Annotated in this window: 19 protein-coding genes; all 19 read right to left on the bottom strand. The window is 68.0% G+C overall.

From position 1 onward, the window contains the following. Nucleotides 1-45 precede the first annotated feature (45 nt). The gene (gene cysE / locus E7811_RS00930) at nucleotides 46-870 is read right to left on the bottom strand and encodes a serine O-acetyltransferase (protein ID WP_136392731.1); all 825 of its coding nucleotides are present in this window, start codon (nucleotides 868-870) and stop codon (nucleotides 46-48) included. Between the two features lie 248 nt (nucleotides 871-1,118). Then, entirely contained in the window at nucleotides 1,119-5,018 is a 3,900-nt protein-coding gene (locus tag E7811_RS00935) for a baseplate multidomain protein megatron (RefSeq protein ID WP_136392732.1), read from the bottom strand. 4 nt (nucleotides 5,019-5,022) lie between these two features. Next, entirely contained in the window at nucleotides 5,023-5,469 is a 447-nt protein-coding gene (locus tag E7811_RS00940) for an NlpC/P60 family protein (protein ID WP_136392733.1), read from the bottom strand. Beyond that, nucleotides 5,466-6,350: a DUF2163 domain-containing protein gene (locus E7811_RS00945; RefSeq protein ID WP_136392734.1), complete on the bottom strand. Its 885-nt coding sequence runs from the start codon at nucleotides 6,348-6,350 to the stop codon at nucleotides 5,466-5,468. The genes E7811_RS00940 and E7811_RS00945 overlap by 4 nt, the downstream gene beginning before the upstream one ends. After that, nucleotides 6,347-6,982 carry a DUF2460 domain-containing protein gene (locus tag E7811_RS00950; RefSeq protein ID WP_136392735.1) on the bottom strand — a complete coding sequence of 212 codons (636 nt, stop codon included), beginning with the start codon at nucleotides 6,980-6,982 and terminating at the stop codon, nucleotides 6,347-6,349. The genes E7811_RS00945 and E7811_RS00950 overlap by 4 nt, the downstream gene beginning before the upstream one ends. A gap of 8 nt (nucleotides 6,983-6,990) precedes the next feature. Continuing rightward, complete coding sequence (locus E7811_RS00955; protein ID WP_136392736.1) at nucleotides 6,991-7,647, bottom strand: phage tail tape measure protein; 657 nt, start codon at nucleotides 7,645-7,647, stop codon at nucleotides 6,991-6,993. Next, complete coding sequence (locus E7811_RS00960; protein WP_136392737.1) at nucleotides 7,613-7,855, bottom strand: rcc01693 family protein; 243 nt, start codon at nucleotides 7,853-7,855, stop codon at nucleotides 7,613-7,615. Before E7811_RS00960 ends, E7811_RS00955 begins: the two co-directional genes overlap by 35 nt. After that, the gene (locus E7811_RS00965; protein WP_136392738.1) at nucleotides 7,852-8,172 is read right to left on the bottom strand and encodes a gene transfer agent family protein; all 321 of its coding nucleotides are present in this window, start codon (nucleotides 8,170-8,172) and stop codon (nucleotides 7,852-7,854) included. The genes E7811_RS00960 and E7811_RS00965 overlap by 4 nt, the downstream gene beginning before the upstream one ends. After that, nucleotides 8,172-8,585: a phage major tail protein, TP901-1 family gene (locus E7811_RS00970; RefSeq protein ID WP_136392739.1), complete on the bottom strand. Its 414-nt coding sequence runs from the start codon at nucleotides 8,583-8,585 to the stop codon at nucleotides 8,172-8,174. The genes E7811_RS00965 and E7811_RS00970 overlap by 1 nt, the downstream gene beginning before the upstream one ends. Before the next feature lie 87 nt (nucleotides 8,586-8,672). Continuing rightward, on the bottom strand, nucleotides 8,673-9,071 hold the full coding sequence (locus tag E7811_RS00975; RefSeq protein ID WP_136392740.1) for a DUF3168 domain-containing protein: 399 nt from the start codon (nucleotides 9,069-9,071) through the stop codon (nucleotides 8,673-8,675). Then, the gene (locus E7811_RS00980; RefSeq protein ID WP_136392741.1) at nucleotides 9,068-9,406 is read right to left on the bottom strand and encodes a head-tail adaptor protein; all 339 of its coding nucleotides are present in this window, start codon (nucleotides 9,404-9,406) and stop codon (nucleotides 9,068-9,070) included. The genes E7811_RS00975 and E7811_RS00980 overlap by 4 nt, the downstream gene beginning before the upstream one ends. Then, on the bottom strand, nucleotides 9,403-9,999 hold the full coding sequence (locus E7811_RS00985; RefSeq protein ID WP_136392742.1) for a head-tail connector protein: 597 nt from the start codon (nucleotides 9,997-9,999) through the stop codon (nucleotides 9,403-9,405). The genes E7811_RS00980 and E7811_RS00985 overlap by 4 nt, the downstream gene beginning before the upstream one ends. 74 nt (nucleotides 10,000-10,073) lie before the next feature. Beyond that, nucleotides 10,074-11,270: a phage major capsid protein gene (locus E7811_RS00990; protein ID WP_168732892.1), complete on the bottom strand. Its 1,197-nt coding sequence runs from the start codon at nucleotides 11,268-11,270 to the stop codon at nucleotides 10,074-10,076. Nucleotides 11,271-11,307: 37 nt separating this feature from the next. Further along, complete coding sequence (locus E7811_RS00995; RefSeq protein ID WP_136392743.1) at nucleotides 11,308-11,892, bottom strand: HK97 family phage prohead protease; 585 nt, start codon at nucleotides 11,890-11,892, stop codon at nucleotides 11,308-11,310. Nucleotides 11,893-11,897: 5 nt separating this feature from the next. Next, nucleotides 11,898-12,143 (bottom strand): GTA head formation protein, RCAP_rcc01685 family, encoded by a 246-nt coding sequence (locus E7811_RS01000; protein ID WP_136392744.1) that lies wholly within the window; start codon nucleotides 12,141-12,143, stop codon nucleotides 11,898-11,900. Continuing rightward, nucleotides 12,140-13,324 carry a phage portal protein gene (locus E7811_RS01005; RefSeq protein WP_136392745.1) on the bottom strand — a complete coding sequence of 395 codons (1,185 nt, stop codon included), beginning with the start codon at nucleotides 13,322-13,324 and terminating at the stop codon, nucleotides 12,140-12,142. The genes E7811_RS01000 and E7811_RS01005 overlap by 4 nt, the downstream gene beginning before the upstream one ends. A gap of 138 nt (nucleotides 13,325-13,462) precedes the next feature. Then, entirely contained in the window at nucleotides 13,463-14,806 is a 1,344-nt protein-coding gene (locus E7811_RS01010) for a DNA-packaging protein (protein WP_136392746.1), read from the bottom strand. Next, complete coding sequence (locus E7811_RS01015; protein WP_136392747.1) at nucleotides 14,757-15,083, bottom strand: hypothetical protein; 327 nt, start codon at nucleotides 15,081-15,083, stop codon at nucleotides 14,757-14,759. The genes E7811_RS01010 and E7811_RS01015 overlap by 50 nt, the downstream gene beginning before the upstream one ends. 174 nt (nucleotides 15,084-15,257) lie before the next feature. Next, on the bottom strand, nucleotides 15,258-15,884 hold the full coding sequence (locus E7811_RS01020) for a TetR/AcrR family transcriptional regulator (protein WP_168732893.1): 627 nt from the start codon (nucleotides 15,882-15,884) through the stop codon (nucleotides 15,258-15,260). Nucleotides 15,885-15,926 lie beyond the last annotated feature (42 nt).

A 15,926-nucleotide genomic window follows, 5' to 3' on the forward strand; every position in this document is an offset into this window, starting at 1 on the left:
AAAGGCCCGGGCACCACCCGGGCCTTTTCACATCGTCCCTGCGCTTCAGCGTCCGGTCGCCCTGTCTTCGCCGATGTGCAGATGATCCATGCTGACCGAAGGCTGCGAACAGCCCGCTTCGCCCACCACTCGGGCCGGGATACCCGCCACCGTCGTGCAGCGCGGCACATCCGTCAGCACGACCGAACCGGCCGCGATCCGGGAACATTCGCCCACGCGGATGTTGCCCAGCACCTTGGCCCCCGCACCGATCAACACGCCGTTGCCGATCTTGGGATGACGGTCGCCGTCCTCCTTGCCGGTGCCACCAAGCGTGACCGAATGCAGCATCGAGACGTTGTCGCCCACAACCGCGGTTTCACCGATGACGATCGAATGGGCGTGGTCGATCATGATGCCGCGCCCGATCCGCGCGGCCGGATGAATGTCAACACCAAAGACCTCAGAAACCCTCATCTGCACGAAATAGGCCATGTCGTGGCGCCCCTGACGCCAGAGCCAGTTGCCGATCCGGTAGGCCTGTACCGCCTGGAAGCCCTTGAAGAACAGGATCGGCTGCAGATAGCGATGGCAGGCAGGGTCGCGATCGAACACCGCCACCAGATCCGCACGCGCCGCCTGCCCGATTTCGGGATCCGAGGCATAGGCTTCGTCGGCCGTTTCCCGAAGGATCTGTTCGCTCATCTCGCCGGATGCGAGTTTCAGCGAAAAGCGATACGCCAGCGCCCGTTCAAGCGTCGGATGGTGCAACAGGCTGGAATGGACCAGACCGCCAAGAAGCGGTTCCGCACGGATCGCCTCAAGCGCCTCTTCCCGCACCCGTTCCCAGACCGGGTCAAGCTGTGCGATCTTCGGTTTTGTTTCGGCCATCTGTCGCCTCCTTTTACGTCGCGCAGAATACCACAGCCTCCGGACCAAGCCCATAGATCACGAACATCTCGCACTTTTGTCAGGCCCCCGGTGCCACAAGGAACGCGGGGGCCGCAAAGCAGGCATCAGGCCGCCATGGCCTCGGCGCCGCTTCAGCCCCGGCAGAAGGATGGCCGGCACGGGCCCGAGCCACCGCAACAAGGGGAGGACCGGCCCCCCGATGGTCGCCCGACCGTTGATCCTGCGTGTCAAGCGTCGGGCAATGCGACCCTCTGGAATGGCCCCGGCCCGAAGCTTTCGGACACCTGCGCGACACGCGCAACCGCGCCTGCCTCGATGGCATCCTCAGCCTGCATCGCGGCGGTGTAGGTCCATGATGGGTCCGTCACGGTGACTTCGCGCACCGTTGCCCCGCCCCTCCTGATCTGCACCAGGTATTCCTCACGCACCTCGCCCAGGGGCACCTCGCGCGGTCGCCAGCTATCGCCTCCGATACGCGTTCGCCGGACCCAGTTCAGACGGATGTCGCCTCCGCCTCCCCGCCGCGCCATCAGGTGGCAGGGCCGGTAAGGGCGAAGCCCGATCCCCTCGAACGCCTCGATCCGGTGAACAATCGCCGGATCGTCATACCCCAGGGCTGCCGGGCCAATCCGGAAATGCCGTTCAAGCGCAACCGCGCCTTCGGAAATCACCAGTTGCCGCAGGGCATCGTCCAACAGCACCACCCGGCTTCCCGCGGGCCAGACCTGCGGCATGTCGGCATCCGTCCCCAATTGCCCCCGTAAACGGTTCCGCAGCCGATAGGTCAACGGGGCGATCAGTTCTGCGGTGCGGAACTGGAAAATCTCCCACCCGGCCACCCCACCACCACCGATCGCGATCGCGTTGGCGCCGTTCAGAACCGCGCTCTCGCCCCTCGATTGCAGCATTCCGCCGAAAAGCCGCACCTCCAGATCCTCGCCCCGGTCCCACAAACCAGCCCGCGCGGCACGCAACGGCGATTGCGTCACGCCGATGCTGGCCGAGGCCGACAACGTCAGATCATGCCTGTAACCGTCATCTTCCGGCGCGCTCCAGACGGCGACCGCGCCCGGCCAGGGCCGGGCAGACACGGCGACGTAGGGCGCATGAGGCGCGGCATCCTCGGACAGGATCGGCAGGTCGAGGAAGACAGGGTTGACCGGCATCGGGGCCACGAAAGGGCGCGGCACGCCCCGCTCGTCCGCCGCATCGCTTGGCTGATAGACCGCAGGCTCGACCCGGACCGCATCGATCACCTGCCATTCGCCCCTCTCCACCCGGTCGATGCGGTATCGCAGCCCGTCCAGCGAAACGACATCGCCGCATCCGATCCGCCCATCCGAAGGCGGCAGCGCAAAACGGCAGGTGTCGCGCGCAACGCGTGCCTCGGACAGCCAGCGTTCGGCGATACCCCGCGCCTCGGGCGCGGTCAGGACCAGCGGCAGGTCGGTCTGTGACACGCCCGCGCTTCCGTCTTCGGCAAGGATCGCCTCGGCCTGGCGCAACTCGAAATCACCCTCGGCCCCGACAAAGCCAAGGCGCACCTTTCCCGCGGTCTCCGCCTCGGCCAGGCGCGCGCGGATCACCCCTCCCTCGACGTCCGGATCCACAGCCAGTGCGGGCGGGGACAACCCATGATCCACAAGACCGTCCCGCATGCGGAAAGTCAGCCGGCCCCCCTGCTCGGTCGCATCGAACCCGAAGGCCTGCATCAGAGGTTGCAGCGCCGCACGCGCGGACTGGACATCGTTCACCCAGTATCCGCGCACCACGCCCCGCAGGTCGGACACATCGGCATTCAGGATCCCGGCCCAGGAACAGATCTCGGCCACCACGGCCGCCAGCGGCTGGTTCGTCGACCGCCCGGTGATCCAGTGACCGCGCGCGTAGTTGTCGCCGTCACCCCAGACGTCGATCAGATTCGGAAACTGCGGGAACGGCCGCGCATCCCAGGTCCAGACATGGGCGCGCGACATGTCGACCATCCGCCCGGCGAAGTAGGGCGAGACCGGGTTCGCGCCCGGTTCGGCCCAGAATTCGTGGTACGCCCGCAGATACTGCATCTGGATCAGGTCATCGCGCCGTCCGTTCGAGAACTTTGGCAGCCTCGACTCCGACGACTTCGGATCAAGGAATTTGTTGGGCTGGTTGGTGCCCTTCTCGATGGCCGCGCAACCGTATTCGGTGAAGCGGATCGGTTTCGACTTCGGCACCCAGGGCGTCGCAACCGCCTGCCTGACACCGCCGCGCCGTTCGAAATGCTCCCGCGACCACCAGTTCTTCAGGTCCTTGTAGCGAAAGATCCAGGGCTCGCCATGCGCGCCGTCCTCGATCGGCTTGCGGTTTTGCGCCCGTTCGGCTTCGGGGCTGTCATAGTACCAGTCAAAGCCCTCGCCCCCCGCAATGTTCGCCTTCAGATAATCGAGGTTGTGGATCGATCCCCAGGATGCGTCTGCATGCGCCTCTCCATCGCGCCAGTCGGACAGCGGCATGTAATTGTCGATCCCGATGAAGTCGATGTTCGGATCGGCCCAAAGCGGATCAAGGTGGAAATAGACGTTCCGGCCGGAGTGATAGCCGAAATACTCCGTCCAGTCGGCGGCATAGCTCAGCTTCACATCAGGCCCGAGGATCGCCCGCACCTCGGTCGCCAACTGGCGCAGCGCATCAACTGCGGGAAACGTGTCGCCAGCCCCGCGGATCTGCGTCAGCGCCACCATTTCCGAACCGATGCAGAAGGCATCCACCCCGCCCGCGGCCGCGCAAAGATGCGCATAATGCAGGATGAACCGCCGGTATCGCCACTCCTCCGGCCCCGAATAGACCACCGTTTCCCCGTCCCGCGCGAAATCCCCCGGCTGGGCCGTGCCCATGAAGTCGGCAACCTGCGCCTCGGCGGCCGCGGTCCGATCGGGCGATCCTTCCCGACCAGGCGCCCGAGAAAGCGTGATCCGCCCGCGCCACGGTAGAACCGGCTGGTTCGCAGCCCCGGTCCAGGGATCGGGCAATCCGTTTTCCTTCCATTGCTCCATCAGGATGAACGGATAGAACATCACCTCCTTGCCGGAGGCCCGGATCGCACGGATCGCCTGGATCACGGACGCATCCGAAGGCGTGCCGCCATAGATCGACCGGCCGTCCTCGCGGATCACCTCTTGCGCGGCACTCCGCGGCAATCCGCAGACCTGCCAGGGCATCCCCTCGCCATCGCGCTGGACCTGCTCCACCTTCGGCTCGACCAGACACTGCCCGCACCGCAGATCGCTTCCGAACCAGGACACCACCAACGAAACCGACCCCACATTCGGCAGCTCGCGGTCCAGTTGCCGCATGGACTCGACGAAATCCGGTCGCCCGGCGGGTGAATTGACATTCGCCGACCGGTTGACGCCGGGATCCTCGCTGTAATGCACCGGCGCCGTGGCCAGCGAATATTCGCCCGTTCCCGGTATCAGCGCCACGGCCCGTACGGCCTCGTGCAGCGATGTCACCGCCCCCGTTGCCGGGCCCTGCGCCCGCCGGATCACCTCGAAACTGAACTGCGGCACCCTGTTGCCGAAGGCGGCCAGTTCCAGATCCTCGAAGACAACATAGGCGATGCCGCGATAGGCAGGCGCGGCCCCCACCCCTTCCACGGCCTCGATCTTGGGATCGGGAAGCTGGGTTTCCCCGCCGCGATAGACGCGCATCGTGACCCTCGACGGTGCGATCTCCACACCGTCGGCCCAGACCCGACCGACCCCGGCGATCACCCCTTCGCACAGGGCCACGGCCAGTGACACGCTATAGGTGTATTCCACCGTGCGCGGCCTCGGCGCGCCTTTCCCGCCGCCGCTTTCATTCCGCGTCTCGCGGAAACGCGTGGCCCAGATCACCTGCCCCGCGATGCGCACGCGGCCAAAGACACGGCCCACGGCTGCCCCCTCGCTGGCGCCCATCAGGCGGAACCGGTCGACCCGTCCGACCTCGACGGCCTCTGATCCGGCACCCAGCAAGAGCTGATCTAGCGCGCGGCCCAGGGTCGCCCCGACCGCACGGCCGATCACCGCGCCGGACAGCCCCAGAACCGTGCCGCCAAACCCGGAACCGACTGCGGCCCCCGCGGCAGAAAGCAGAATCGTCGCCATCGTCTCAACCCTTCTCCTGCGGGAACTCGAACCGGGCCACCAGCCGACGCGCCCAGGGCTCCGACAACGGGCTGTCGATCACCCCGTGCCCGGTATAGGCGTGGATGAACCGCGGCTCCGCCCCCGTGGCCGACTGCACGCCCAGATGCTTGGCCACAGCCCCTTCGCGCATGCGAAACAGCAGGACATCCCCGACCGCCGCCTCATCCGGCGCCTTCGGAACCAGCCAGAGCCGCGCCGCCTCCCAGAGGTCCTCGCGCCCGCCCGCCTCGGACCAGTCCATCGTATAGGCGGGAACCGCGACAGGCTCCGGGCCGATCACCTCGCGCCAGATGCCGCGCAGCAGGCCCAGGCAATCCGCCCCAGCCCCCCTGGCAGATGCCTGATGCACATAGGGGGTTCCAAGCCAACCGCGCGCCGCCGTGACCACACGTTCTGCGACCACAGTCATGGGCGCACCCCGCCACCGTCATTCACCCCGTTGATCGACGGGAAGGTGGTCAGCCAATCCTCGCCCGGAATATGCGGAAACCCCCGGAAATTCAGGAAATTCGCGAACTTCGCCCGGCAGGTGTCGGCCCGCTTGTCGCAGCCTGCGGTCAGCCGCACGCGATCGCCCGCGCGCAGGTCGGCCACCACGTCCTGCCAAAGCTCGACCGTCCGCAGCCGTCCCTGCCGCCGATCGCCCTTGACGACCGCCGTTACGCCCGCAGCGGCACCGTCAAGCACCTCAAGGCGTCCCCTCTCGAACCAGCGGTCCTCGTGTTCCGGCCCGTCGCGGAGGGTCAGAAACCGTCCGTCAACGATGCTTGCGATCTCGACCACCGCAGAAAAGGCCGGTCGGGTCAGGTCCACCCCGCAGGCGCCGTCGCCCAGAACGGCCCCGCAATCCGTCTGATAGGCACGACCGTCGGGCACGTTCAGCGCCTCGGCCAGACCACGGAACTCGGCCCGGAAGGCCTCCCCTTCCCGGACGATCTCGCCCACGTGGCCCCGGAACAGGATCACGCGTTCGAGGGGCCGCGCCCAGTTGACCAGCCAGCACCGGACCTCGGCACCGTCGAACCGGCCGGCGAGGATATCCCGCTCCTCCAGCGCCTCCGACATCAGCGCGCCCAGAACCTCGGTGTTGTTCACCGCCAGCCCCGTGACCTGCGCGATCGCCCGACCGCTCACCCCGGTCTCGGCGCGGAACACCGTGCCCTCGAATTTCAGATCCCGGTCATGGTCTGTGAACCCGAAGACCGTCCCGTCACGCCGCGCAATGCGCCAGGCCCGGCACAGCGTCGTGGTGCCGCTCTTCAGATGGTCGTCCAGCAGGTCCCAGCTCATGCGATGCGGACCTCCACCACGGGCACGCTCGGGACATCGCCCGCACGGAATGACGCCACCGACACCTGGATGCGGTCCGTGTCGAACCTGACCGGCACATCGAACTCGAACCCCGCGCGCACCTCGGTGCCGACGTCGGGCGCATGATCAAAGATGATCTCTCCCCGGTTCGGATCCACCGTATACTCGACGCCAAGGATCTTGGGGTCGCCCGCGACCGCTGCCAGAACCGTTCCGGCGACGGCCTTAGCGATCGGACGCACATAGCTTTGCCCGCCCGAGGCATAGGTCTTCCGCAACTGAAAGACCTTCGTCATGCCATCCCCGGTGCCGATCACCTGATCCAGGGGCGAGGGCTCGACCGAGGCCGCGCAGGATTTGTAATCGGCCCAATCCTTCCAGCGAAAGGCGTGCAACTGCCCCCGCCGCGCCTCGAAGAAGGCAATCAGAACCTCGACATCATCCAGCGACCGCAGACCCAGACCGGCATCATACCGCCGCCGGGAATGGGCCCAGGGGCTGTTGCGTTCCTCGAACCCGTTGACCAGCGTCACGATATCCGTGCGCCGCTCCGGCCCGCCGACCGAACCGAAGCTCAGCGACGCAGGAAACCGGACTTCATGAAAGGCCATGTCTCACCTCACCTGTTGCGCTGGCCACGCGCCAGGGCGCGCGCCGCCTGTGCCGCGATCTGCGACTGGCTGCGCTGAAAGCCCGCCACATCCGGGGTTGCGATGTTCATCACGACGTTCACCGGACGCCCGCCACCGGACATCTGCACACCCAGACGCCCGTCGGCCGCACGGGCCAGCGGCATGATCGCCTCGGGGCCAGCCTCACCCATCAGGCCGCGCGCCCCCCCGCGCATCGGAAAGCTGACAGGCCCGCTCACGATCCCGCCCTTCGCGAAGGGCATGACGCGGCCCTGCGTGAAGGCCCCGCCCCTTTCAAAGGGCATCATCCCCGACAGAAGCCCGTTCATGCCCTCGGCAAGAAAACCGCCCACGGCCGCCTGCACGGGTTTCATGGCCACGTTGTAAACCGTTTCGGCCATCGTCCGCGCGACACCGCGCAGCGCGTCCGACAGCTTCATGCCGTCGAACACCAGGCCGTCGAAGGCACGCCGCAATCCGCCCCCGATCCCCGTGGTCAGCGTGCCGACCTCGCGCCCGGTGAACACCAGACTGTCGCGCATCCTCGCCAGTTCGCCCTCGAAGGCCACCACCATGCCGGTCGTACCGGTCAACGTGGCCTCCAGCGCGTCAAGCTGATCCTTCAGCGTCTCGATCTCTGCCATTGCTCGCCTCCTGCTTCGCTGCCCGATCGATGTCGGGGAATGCCGCGGCCAGTTCCTCCAGCCGCGCGCGTGTCAGGGGCGGCGCCGCCTGTTCCGCCCCCAGCATGATCCGCAGTTCCGCCGGCGTCAGGCGCCAGAACTGATCCGGTGTCAGGCCAAGCCCGTGCATCCCGGCCCGCATCAGGCCCGGCCAGTCGATCCGCCTCATGGCCGGTCCGGAACCGCGAAGGCGCGCGCCAGCAACTGCGCCGCAACCCGCGCCGCCTCCACCGGGCCGCCTGCGATGTCCGCCGTCATCAGGTCCCCGGCGGTTCCCGGCCAGCCGCCGCCGCGCAGGCCCGCCACGACCAGCGCCAGCACGTCGCGTGTCGAAAACCGGCCCGCCTCGAACCGCTCCGCAAGATCGATCAGGCCGCCCGTCTCAAGCGTCGCTTCCAGTTCGGCCAGCGCCCCAAGCGTTAACCTGGCCACCCGGCGCTGGCCATCGACCACTAGCGCGACCTCGCCCGCGTAAGGGTTCGCCATCACAGCGCCGTAAACGTCAGCACCCCGGCCGAGGCCAGCGAGATTTCATAGGTCGCCTCGCCGTTGTGGCTGCCCGCATACTCGATCGCCGTGATCTGGAACGCCCCCTGCACCGTGCCGAAATCCGGGATGATCACCTGGAAATCCGGCGTTTCCCCTGCAAAGAAGATCTGCCGCGCGCGCTCATCTGTATCGGCGTCGCGAAACACCCCCGACCCGCTGATCGAGGCCGACCGCACCCCGGCGCCTGCCAGCAGTTCGCGCCATCCCCCCGCCGATTCCAGACTGGTCACATCCACCGTCTCGGCGTTGAAGCTGATCCGCGTCGCCCGCAGCCCCGCGATGGTTTCAAACTGACCGTCCCCGGTCAGGTCGAGCTTGACCAAAAGGTCCTTGCCGCTTTGCACAGCCATGACATTCTCCGATGTTCAGGAATGGCCCGGCGCGGGCCAACCGCCGCGCCGGACCGGATGGAATGGATCACCCGGTCTTGGGTCCGCTCAATCTTCGATCCGGGCGCGAAAGGTCACATCGACCCGCCGGATCTCGCCCTCGTCCAGACGCCGCGCCACCGCCCGGGCAAAGCGCAAGGAAACCAGCCGACCGCGGGTCAGCGTCAGCGCCGCCCCGTCCAGCGCGTCGCAGATCGCGACGGCCACGACCTTTGCGGCCATGAAGCCCGCCGCATCCGAAATCACCGCCACCGCAAAGCGGTGTTCCGCCCCCGCGCCGGTCTTGTCCGAGGCTTCCGTCACCTCCTCGGGCCCGACCAGGACGAACAGCCCCGGCATCGGCCCGGGCGGCACCTGATCGTGGATCGCCACCCCCGCCAGCGCCGGTTCCGCTGTCAACCGCTCATAGACCGCCACCTGCAGGGCCACTGCCGCGCCATAGCTCATGCCGGTTCCTCCTCGCGCGAAAAGCAGACCAGAACCCGGCCCGCCGGATCGGCCTCTGCAACGGCCTGAATCGCGAACACGCGCTGCCCCTCGCGAAAGCGCTGACCGGGCTCCGGGCGCGCGGTCGATCCAACCGGCGCGCCACGCACAAAGACGCGATAGGCCACGCTCGAAAGCGTGATTTCCTCACCCGCGGCCTCGCGGCCCGTTCCGGCCCGGATCTCCGCCCAGAGCGTTCCCAGGGCTTCCCAGGTCTCGGTGAACCCCCCGGCCCCATCCGGTGCGCGCACGACGCGCTCCAGCACCAGCCGCCGGCTGAAGTCGCGCCGCGTCATGCGCCGCCCCCCAGAACGCGCACCGTCCGCCAACGCTCGGTCAGCGCCAGAACCGCCGCGGGCATCCCGCCCGTGCCGTCGCCCGGATCATGGCGATTTTCGTGGAACTCGGCCGCAAGCAACAGCACCGCCTGTTGCAGATCGGGCGGAACCCCGCCCCAGTCCGCGCCGAAACCCGCGTCAAAGACCACCTCGGCCCGGCCGTCGTCCGGCACAAGGGGCAGTTGCACCCCCACGGCCAGAAGGCGCGGCCTATGGGTGTCGGCGGCCAGCCGGTAACGGTCGGGCGGCACGACCGTTTCGCCCCCCGCCGCATCGACCAACGTGACGGAAATGATCGCACCCACCGGGGCCACCGGCAGCGCCTGCGCCGCGCCGTCGCGCCAGTCCGACAGTTCCAGCAGGAACCGCCGCGAGATCAGCGCCTTCCCGATCCGCCCTTCGATCGCCGCCATCGCGGCGCGCAGATACCCTTCGATCAACCCGTCCTGAAGGCTGTCATCGGCAAATCCGCTGCCCAGCCGCAGATGATCCTTCAGCGCCGCCACCGGCAAAGCGCCGACCGGCACCGCCGTCTGTTCCGTCAGTCTCATGTCATCCCCCTAGACCAGCCGCAGATGGCCCGGCCCCGCTGCGACGCAGGGCCGGGCCTGTCGTTCCGCCCAGGTCAGGACACCGCGAATTTCAGCAGCTTGATCGCGGCGAAGTCGCTCACGTCGCCGCCCACGCGCTTGGAGGCATAGAACAGCACATGCGGCTTGGCCGAGAACGGATCGCGCAGCACGCGCAGCTCAGGACGCTCGGCGATCGTATAGCCCGCAGCAAAGTCGCCGAAGGCGATCGCCTGGGCATCCGCGCCAATGTCGGGCATGTCCTCGGCGATCAGCACGGGATAGCCCATCAGGCGCGCGGGCTCCCCGGCGGCCAGACCGTCCGACCACAGGAAGCGGCCGTCGGCATCTTTCATCTTGCGCACCGCGCCCGCGGTCTTCGAATTCATCACGAAGGCCGCGTTGGCGCGGTAGCTGGCGTCCAGCGCATAGACGAGGTCCACGATCGCATCGGCGGCATTGACCGGCGCGAAGTCGCCCGCAGCCCCCGTGGCGATATAGCCAAGGCTGCCCCAGGCCCAGACGGCCTCGGCCACCGCGCTGTGGTTCAGGAACCCGCGCGGCTTGTCCACCCCGTCGCCCGCGACAAAGGCCGCGGCCTCGGCGCGCGCGAACTTGTCGGCGATGCGCCCCGCAAGCCAGCCCTCCACGTCAAAGGCCGCATCGTCCAGCAGGCGCTGGCTTGCCTTCGGCATGGCCGACAGCTCGTGCAGCGGGATCGAGATGCGTTCGATCTGCGGCGTCGCGGTTTCCGTCACCGTGCCGCTTTCGGTGGCCCAGCCCGACCCCACGTCCGAATGGTCGATGATCACGTCGAACGACGTCGCCTCGACCTGCACGACATTGGCGATGGCCCGGATCGACGAGGTCGATTTCAGGCTCGACCGGATCATCTCGGCGGTCTGCGGATCGACCAGATAGCCACCCTCGGCCGCCACCGCCGTGTTCAGCCCCTTGCCCTCCAGGTGCAGGCCGCGCAGCCCGTCGTCATCGCCCGACCGCAGATAGGCGTCGAAGGCCTTCTGATGCGGGGCCTCGATCTCGGCCGCCGTCGCCAGCGCCGGGCGGCCATGGGTCATCATCTTTGCACTCAGCATGGTCAGTCGCTCTTCCTGTTGTTGCAACACAGATTTCACTTCTTCCTGAAAGCCCTTGAGGGAATTCAGCAATCCAGCCATCGCGGATTTCACCTCCGCAGCCGGTTCCGGGGCCGCGGACAGATCCGTCCCGGCCCGAGCCTTGATCTCGTTCATCGTTCGTCCTTTCCTTGATGAACGGGCCGCCCGCGCCTCAGCCGCGCAGCGTCAGCCCCGCGATGTCCTGCCGCGCCGCCTCGAAGACCTCGGCGATCGCCCGCCAGGTCGCCTGCGCGTCGTCCCCTGCCTTGGCGGCCACACGGGCGTCGGACAGCATCGGGAAAGTCACCAGAGACACTTCCCAAAGTTCCACTTCCGCCAGCCTCCGCTGGCCCGCAGCATCGCGTTCTGCGCGCTTCGTCCGATAGCCGATCGACAGCCCGTCGATTGCCCCCGCTTCCAAAAGCGCGGCCGCCTCCCGCGCACGGGCCACGCCGGGCAAAAGCCGCCCGCTGACCCAAAGCCCCTTTGCATCCTCGCGCACCTCGTCCCAGATGCCGATCGGTTCGCGCGGATCGTGCTGCCACAGCATCTTTACCCGCCGCCCCCCCTTTTCCAGCGCGGCCAGCGACGCGGCATAGGCGCCGGGCAAGACGACGTCACCCCCCTGGTCGCGCGTCCCGAACAGGCTGGCATAGCCCGCGATCACCGTGCCGGCCTCCCCTGCCTCTACCGCCAGCCCCGCTTCGGGGCGGTGAAACTTGCGTTCCGGCGCGCCCGGATTGTCCCGATACTCCATGTCCCTCACCTCATTGCCGCCCTCAGGATCGCCTCGGCTCCCTGCGCCAGCAGAAAGGCCGCCACCCCGTAAACGCCCAGCCAGATGCGCTTTTCCAGGCGCTCCAGCGTGTCTTCGATCCGGCCCAGCCGGTATTCCAGCCCGGCCCAGCGTTCCTCGGCCACGCGCTCGTTCGCCTCGATACGCGCCGTGGCCGCATCGAAACTGTCGTACAGAAACCGCGACCCGCCCTGCTGCCCGCGCGCGCTCATGCGTCCTCCGACAGCCGTGGCAGGCCAAGGATCGCGCGCTTTTCCGCAGCCGTCAGGAAATCGGCCGCCCCCACTCGCGCCCATTGCTGATCCCTTTCCGAGGCCAGCGCCGGGATCTGGTCCAGATCGGGCCGCAGTTCCACCGCCTCGCCCGTGAACCCGGCCAGCCAGTGCGACAAGGCCGCCGTTACCTTCGCCGCCAGCGGCAACACCGTCAGCCGATAGAAGGCGCGGTTTGCCTCCTGGTAATTCGCATAGGTCGCGTCCCCGGGAATCCCCATCAGCATCGGCGGCACTCCGAAGGCGATGGCGATCTCGCGCGCGGCCGCCTCCTTGGTCTTCTGGAATTCCATGTCGCTGGGGCTGAACCCCATCGGCTTCCAGTCCAGCCCCCCTTCCAGCAGCATCGGGCGCCCCGCGTTCCGCGCGCCCTGATGATGCGCCTCCATCTCGCTCACCAGCCGGTCGTACTGATCGGCGGACAGGCTGCCCTGCCCGTCCGCGCCCCGATAGACGATCGCGCCCGACGGCCGCGCCGCATTGTCCAGAAGCGCCTTCGACCAGCGGCTGGCCGAGGAATGGACATCGATTGCCACCGCCGCAGCCTGCAGGGGCGAAAACCCGTAATGGTCGTCCTGCGGATGGAAGGCGCGGATGTGGCAGATCGGCGGCACCTCCCCGGTCAGGTCGAACCGGTGCCTCCGGTTGCCCACCGTATAGTCATAGGCCACCGGCCAGCCATCCGCGCCCGGCACCAGCGCCATCCGGTCCGACCGCAGCACATGCAGCTCACCCGGCAGGGTGGCCGTTCCGGGAACCGCCTCCAGATAGGCGTTTCCGGTTAGCACAAGCTGGCCATAGGCCGCTTCAAGGAATTCGGCCCGGCCCTGCGCCCCGTTCGGCCGCCGGATCAGGTCCAGCACCGGATGAATATCGTGGCGACGCTCGCAATCCTGTAACACCAGCGGCAGGGCCGCCGCCGCCTCGCAGATCACCTTGACCGCCCGGAACCCGATCGGATTGCCCAGGAACCCGTTCCGCGTCAGGCTGACCGTATCCCGCGGGCTCCAGGCCACGCGCCCCGCGCCACCCCAGGCGATCACCCGCCCGGTGGCCGAGGCCTTGGTTTCCGGCACGGGCTCCGCCGCCCGCTCCGTCCGCCGCAGAAAATCAAACACCATCGCCCGTTCTCCCGTTTCCGCGATGGACACCCGCCGACCGGGCAGCCGCCATCGTCCCCGGCGGCACGCCCTGCGCGCCCCGGCCCATCTTCATCCCGATCCAGATACCGATTGCGCCGAAAGCCCCCGGCGCCCTGCTCAAAGGGTCCGCACCCGCGGATCGCGGAACGCCGCCGCGGGCTCGATCATCAGCTCGTGGATCGCCCAGACCAGTGCATCCATCCGGTCAGGGCTGCCACGCCCCTGAAAGCCCGCCCGCGTCATCTGGGCCATCTGGTCCTCCAGTGGCAGAAGCCCGCGGACATGCGCGACGCGCTCCTGTTCGTACAGCGCCGCCACCGGTTCGGCCCGCACCGCCTTGCCTCGGCTGGCATGGACCAGACGCACCGGCAATAGCGGATCCTCCTGGTGGATCACCTCGCGCACCAGTTCCCCGCCCTGGTTCACCTCCGCGACCAGCCGGTCGGCCCCGTGTCGGTGAAACGCCTCCACCGCCGCCCGTGCCCATTGATTGGGCGAGGCGCCGGTAACGCTGGCATCCTCCAGCACATAGGCGCGCCAGTCCTTCGGTGCGCCTTTCGTCACGGCGCCCGCCACCACGATCCCGCAGGCATCCGACCCCGCCTTGCCCGTCACCGGCGGGTCCACCGCCACGACGATCCGGTCCAGCGGGGGAACCTCCTCGACCCGTGCCGCTTCAAGCAAGGCAGCCGTCCAGAAGGCGCCCTCCAGGTCTTCCACCAGCATCCCGTCCAGTTCCTGCGCCCCCAGCCGCGTGCCGCCATAACGCGCCCGCACCTCTTCCAGGAACGAGGCCGCCAGATAGGCCCGGTTCGCCTCGGTCGGCGCGTGGGTGATCACGGTCGAGGGGTTCTTCAGGATCGCCTTCAGAACCGCCACGTTGCGCGGCGTTGTCGTCACCACCTGACGCGGATGCGCGCCCAGCCTAAGCCCGAACTGCAACTGATCCCAGGTGTCCGCCGCCCGCTTCCACTTGGCCAGTTCGTCCACCCAGGCCGCATCGAACTGCGGGCCACGCAGGCTTTCGGGCTCATGCGCGGAAAAGACCCGCGCCTCCGCCCCGTTCGGCCAGACCAGACGGCGGCGCGTGGCCTGCCATTCCGGCCGCCGGTCGGGCGGCGAGCAGGCCATGATGCCGCTGTCGCCGAAGATCATCACCTCGCGCACCTGATCGACCGTCTCGCCCACCAGCGCTACGCGCCGCGCGGCACCCTCGTCCAGTGGCCCCGCGCCTTCGACCTGCGAGCGCACCCATTCCGCCCCGGCCCGTGTCTTGCCCGCCCCGCGTCCGCCCAGGATGACCCATGTCTTCCACATGCCCTCCGGCGGGACCTGATGCGGCAGCGCCCAGAACTCGAACATCCAGGGCAGCGACAGCAGCGCATTGTCGCTCAGCCCCGACAGGAATTCCTCAACCGTCTCCGGCGTCGCGGAGGCAAGCCAGGCGGCGCCCGATCTCATCCCGCGCGGCGCCGAAGTCGAACGCATGTCCGGTCGTGACACCTGCGACCTGTTTGCGGAGCTTTTCAACCTTTGCCCTTTCATCCATCAGGGTCTGACAGGCCGCGCGCAATTCCCGCGCCGCCGCCAACGCCTCCTTCAGCGTCTGCAACTCGCCCGTCCTGACCCGTTCGTGCAATTCCCACAGATCGCTGGCTGCCGCCGCGACCAGCCCTTCGGCGACCTCGATCAGGTCGCGCGGCGGCATCTCATCGCCGCCGGGGAGCGTTTCCGTCATCGCCTGCTATTTCCGCCCTCGTGACCTGCCGACATGAAAAAGCGGCCCAAGGGGTTCCCCCCCGGCCGCTGACCCAATTCATCCATCATGCCGCAAGCTATACACAGGACCGCGCGGAAGGTCAAGAAATTTATTATTTTCAATATCTTAACAAATAGAACGCCGAATTCCCCGTTACCGCAACACCGCCAGTCGGCGAAAGGCCCTCCAGGCTTCGGCGACCCGTGCGGCGATGGCCTCCGCCCCGGGCATCGGCATGACACCCGTCATCCGGCGGACCTGCCAATCGCCGACCAGAAGCCGCATCAGCCATTCCGTGGCGCGCGCGGCGTTCTCTTCCTTGACGCTGCCCGCCGCAATCGCCGCCTGCATAAGCAGGGCCAGCCGCACGATGATCTCCTCGCGCTCCGACCGGTCCAACGCCCGCCCCAGTTCTCCGCTCGGATCGGCCGCCGCAGCCCGGTTCAACGCCGTCATCCGGTCACCGACCTGCATCTCCAGAAGCACCGGACAGATCGCATAAAGCGCCTTCAGCGGCTCCCCGCCACCCTCCGGCGCACCCTCCGGGGCCGCCGCCAGCGCCCGGTCAAGCACCTGCCGCACGACCAGCGTGTTACTGTCCACCAGCGCCCGCGCCAGCCCTTCCTTGCTGCCGTACCAGCGATAGATCGTCTCGTTCGAGGCGCGGGCCGCCCGCGCCACCGCCAGCATCGACATCCCGGCATAGCCCTTTTCGGCCAGCAGACGATAGGCCGCCGCCTCGATCGCCTCGCGCCGCCCTGCCCGCAGTTCCTCGCGCATCCGCACTCCCCCTCGATCCGGACGCAGAAGCGTAACACGGGT

Source organism: Aliigemmobacter aestuarii (assembly GCF_004799285.1).
Lineage (GTDB): Bacteria > Pseudomonadota > Alphaproteobacteria > Rhodobacterales > Rhodobacteraceae > Aliigemmobacter > Aliigemmobacter aestuarii.

Excerpts from the sequence above, each read along its gene's own strand:
- E7811_RS00980 (WP_136392741.1), bottom strand. The coding sequence starts at position 9,406 with ATGACGCGGCGCGACTTCAGCCGGCGGCTGGTGCTGGAGCGCGTCGTG.
- E7811_RS00945 (WP_136392734.1), bottom strand. The coding sequence starts at position 6,350 with ATGAGCTGGGACCTGCTGGACGACCATCTGAAGAGCGGCACCACGACG.
- E7811_RS01010 (WP_136392746.1), bottom strand. The coding sequence starts at position 14,806 with ATGAGATCGGGCGCCGCCTGGCTTGCCTCCGCGACGCCGGAGACGGTT.
- E7811_RS00935 (WP_136392732.1), bottom strand. The coding sequence starts at position 5,018 with ATGGCGACGATTCTGCTTTCTGCCGCGGGGGCCGCAGTCGGTTCCGGG.
- cysE (WP_136392731.1), bottom strand. The coding sequence starts at position 870 with ATGGCCGAAACAAAACCGAAGATCGCACAGCTTGACCCGGTCTGGGAA.
- E7811_RS00975 (WP_136392740.1), bottom strand. The coding sequence starts at position 9,071 with ATGAGCTATGGCGCGGCAGTGGCCCTGCAGGTGGCGGTCTATGAGCGG.
- E7811_RS00990 (WP_168732892.1), bottom strand. The coding sequence starts at position 11,270 with ATGAACGAGATCAAGGCTCGGGCCGGGACGGATCTGTCCGCGGCCCCG.
- E7811_RS01020 (WP_168732893.1), bottom strand. The coding sequence starts at position 15,884 with ATGCGCGAGGAACTGCGGGCAGGGCGGCGCGAGGCGATCGAGGCGGCG.
- E7811_RS01015 (WP_136392747.1), bottom strand. The coding sequence starts at position 15,083 with ATGACGGAAACGCTCCCCGGCGGCGATGAGATGCCGCCGCGCGACCTG.
- E7811_RS00940 (WP_136392733.1), bottom strand. The coding sequence starts at position 5,469 with ATGACTGTGGTCGCAGAACGTGTGGTCACGGCGGCGCGCGGTTGGCTT.
- E7811_RS01005 (WP_136392745.1), bottom strand. The coding sequence starts at position 13,324 with ATGGTGTTTGATTTTCTGCGGCGGACGGAGCGGGCGGCGGAGCCCGTG.
- E7811_RS00965 (WP_136392738.1), bottom strand. The coding sequence starts at position 8,172 with ATGGCGAACCCTTACGCGGGCGAGGTCGCGCTAGTGGTCGATGGCCAG.
- E7811_RS00985 (WP_136392742.1), bottom strand. The coding sequence starts at position 9,999 with ATGAGACTGACGGAACAGACGGCGGTGCCGGTCGGCGCTTTGCCGGTG.
- E7811_RS00995 (WP_136392743.1), bottom strand. The coding sequence starts at position 11,892 with ATGGAGTATCGGGACAATCCGGGCGCGCCGGAACGCAAGTTTCACCGC.
- E7811_RS00950 (WP_136392735.1), bottom strand. The coding sequence starts at position 6,982 with ATGGCCTTTCATGAAGTCCGGTTTCCTGCGTCGCTGAGCTTCGGTTCG.
- E7811_RS01000 (WP_136392744.1), bottom strand. The coding sequence starts at position 12,143 with ATGAGCGCGCGCGGGCAGCAGGGCGGGTCGCGGTTTCTGTACGACAGT.
- E7811_RS00970 (WP_136392739.1), bottom strand. The coding sequence starts at position 8,585 with ATGGCTGTGCAAAGCGGCAAGGACCTTTTGGTCAAGCTCGACCTGACC.
- E7811_RS00960 (WP_136392737.1), bottom strand. The coding sequence starts at position 7,855 with ATGAGGCGGATCGACTGGCCGGGCCTGATGCGGGCCGGGATGCACGGG.
- E7811_RS00955 (WP_136392736.1), bottom strand. The coding sequence starts at position 7,647 with ATGGCAGAGATCGAGACGCTGAAGGATCAGCTTGACGCGCTGGAGGCC.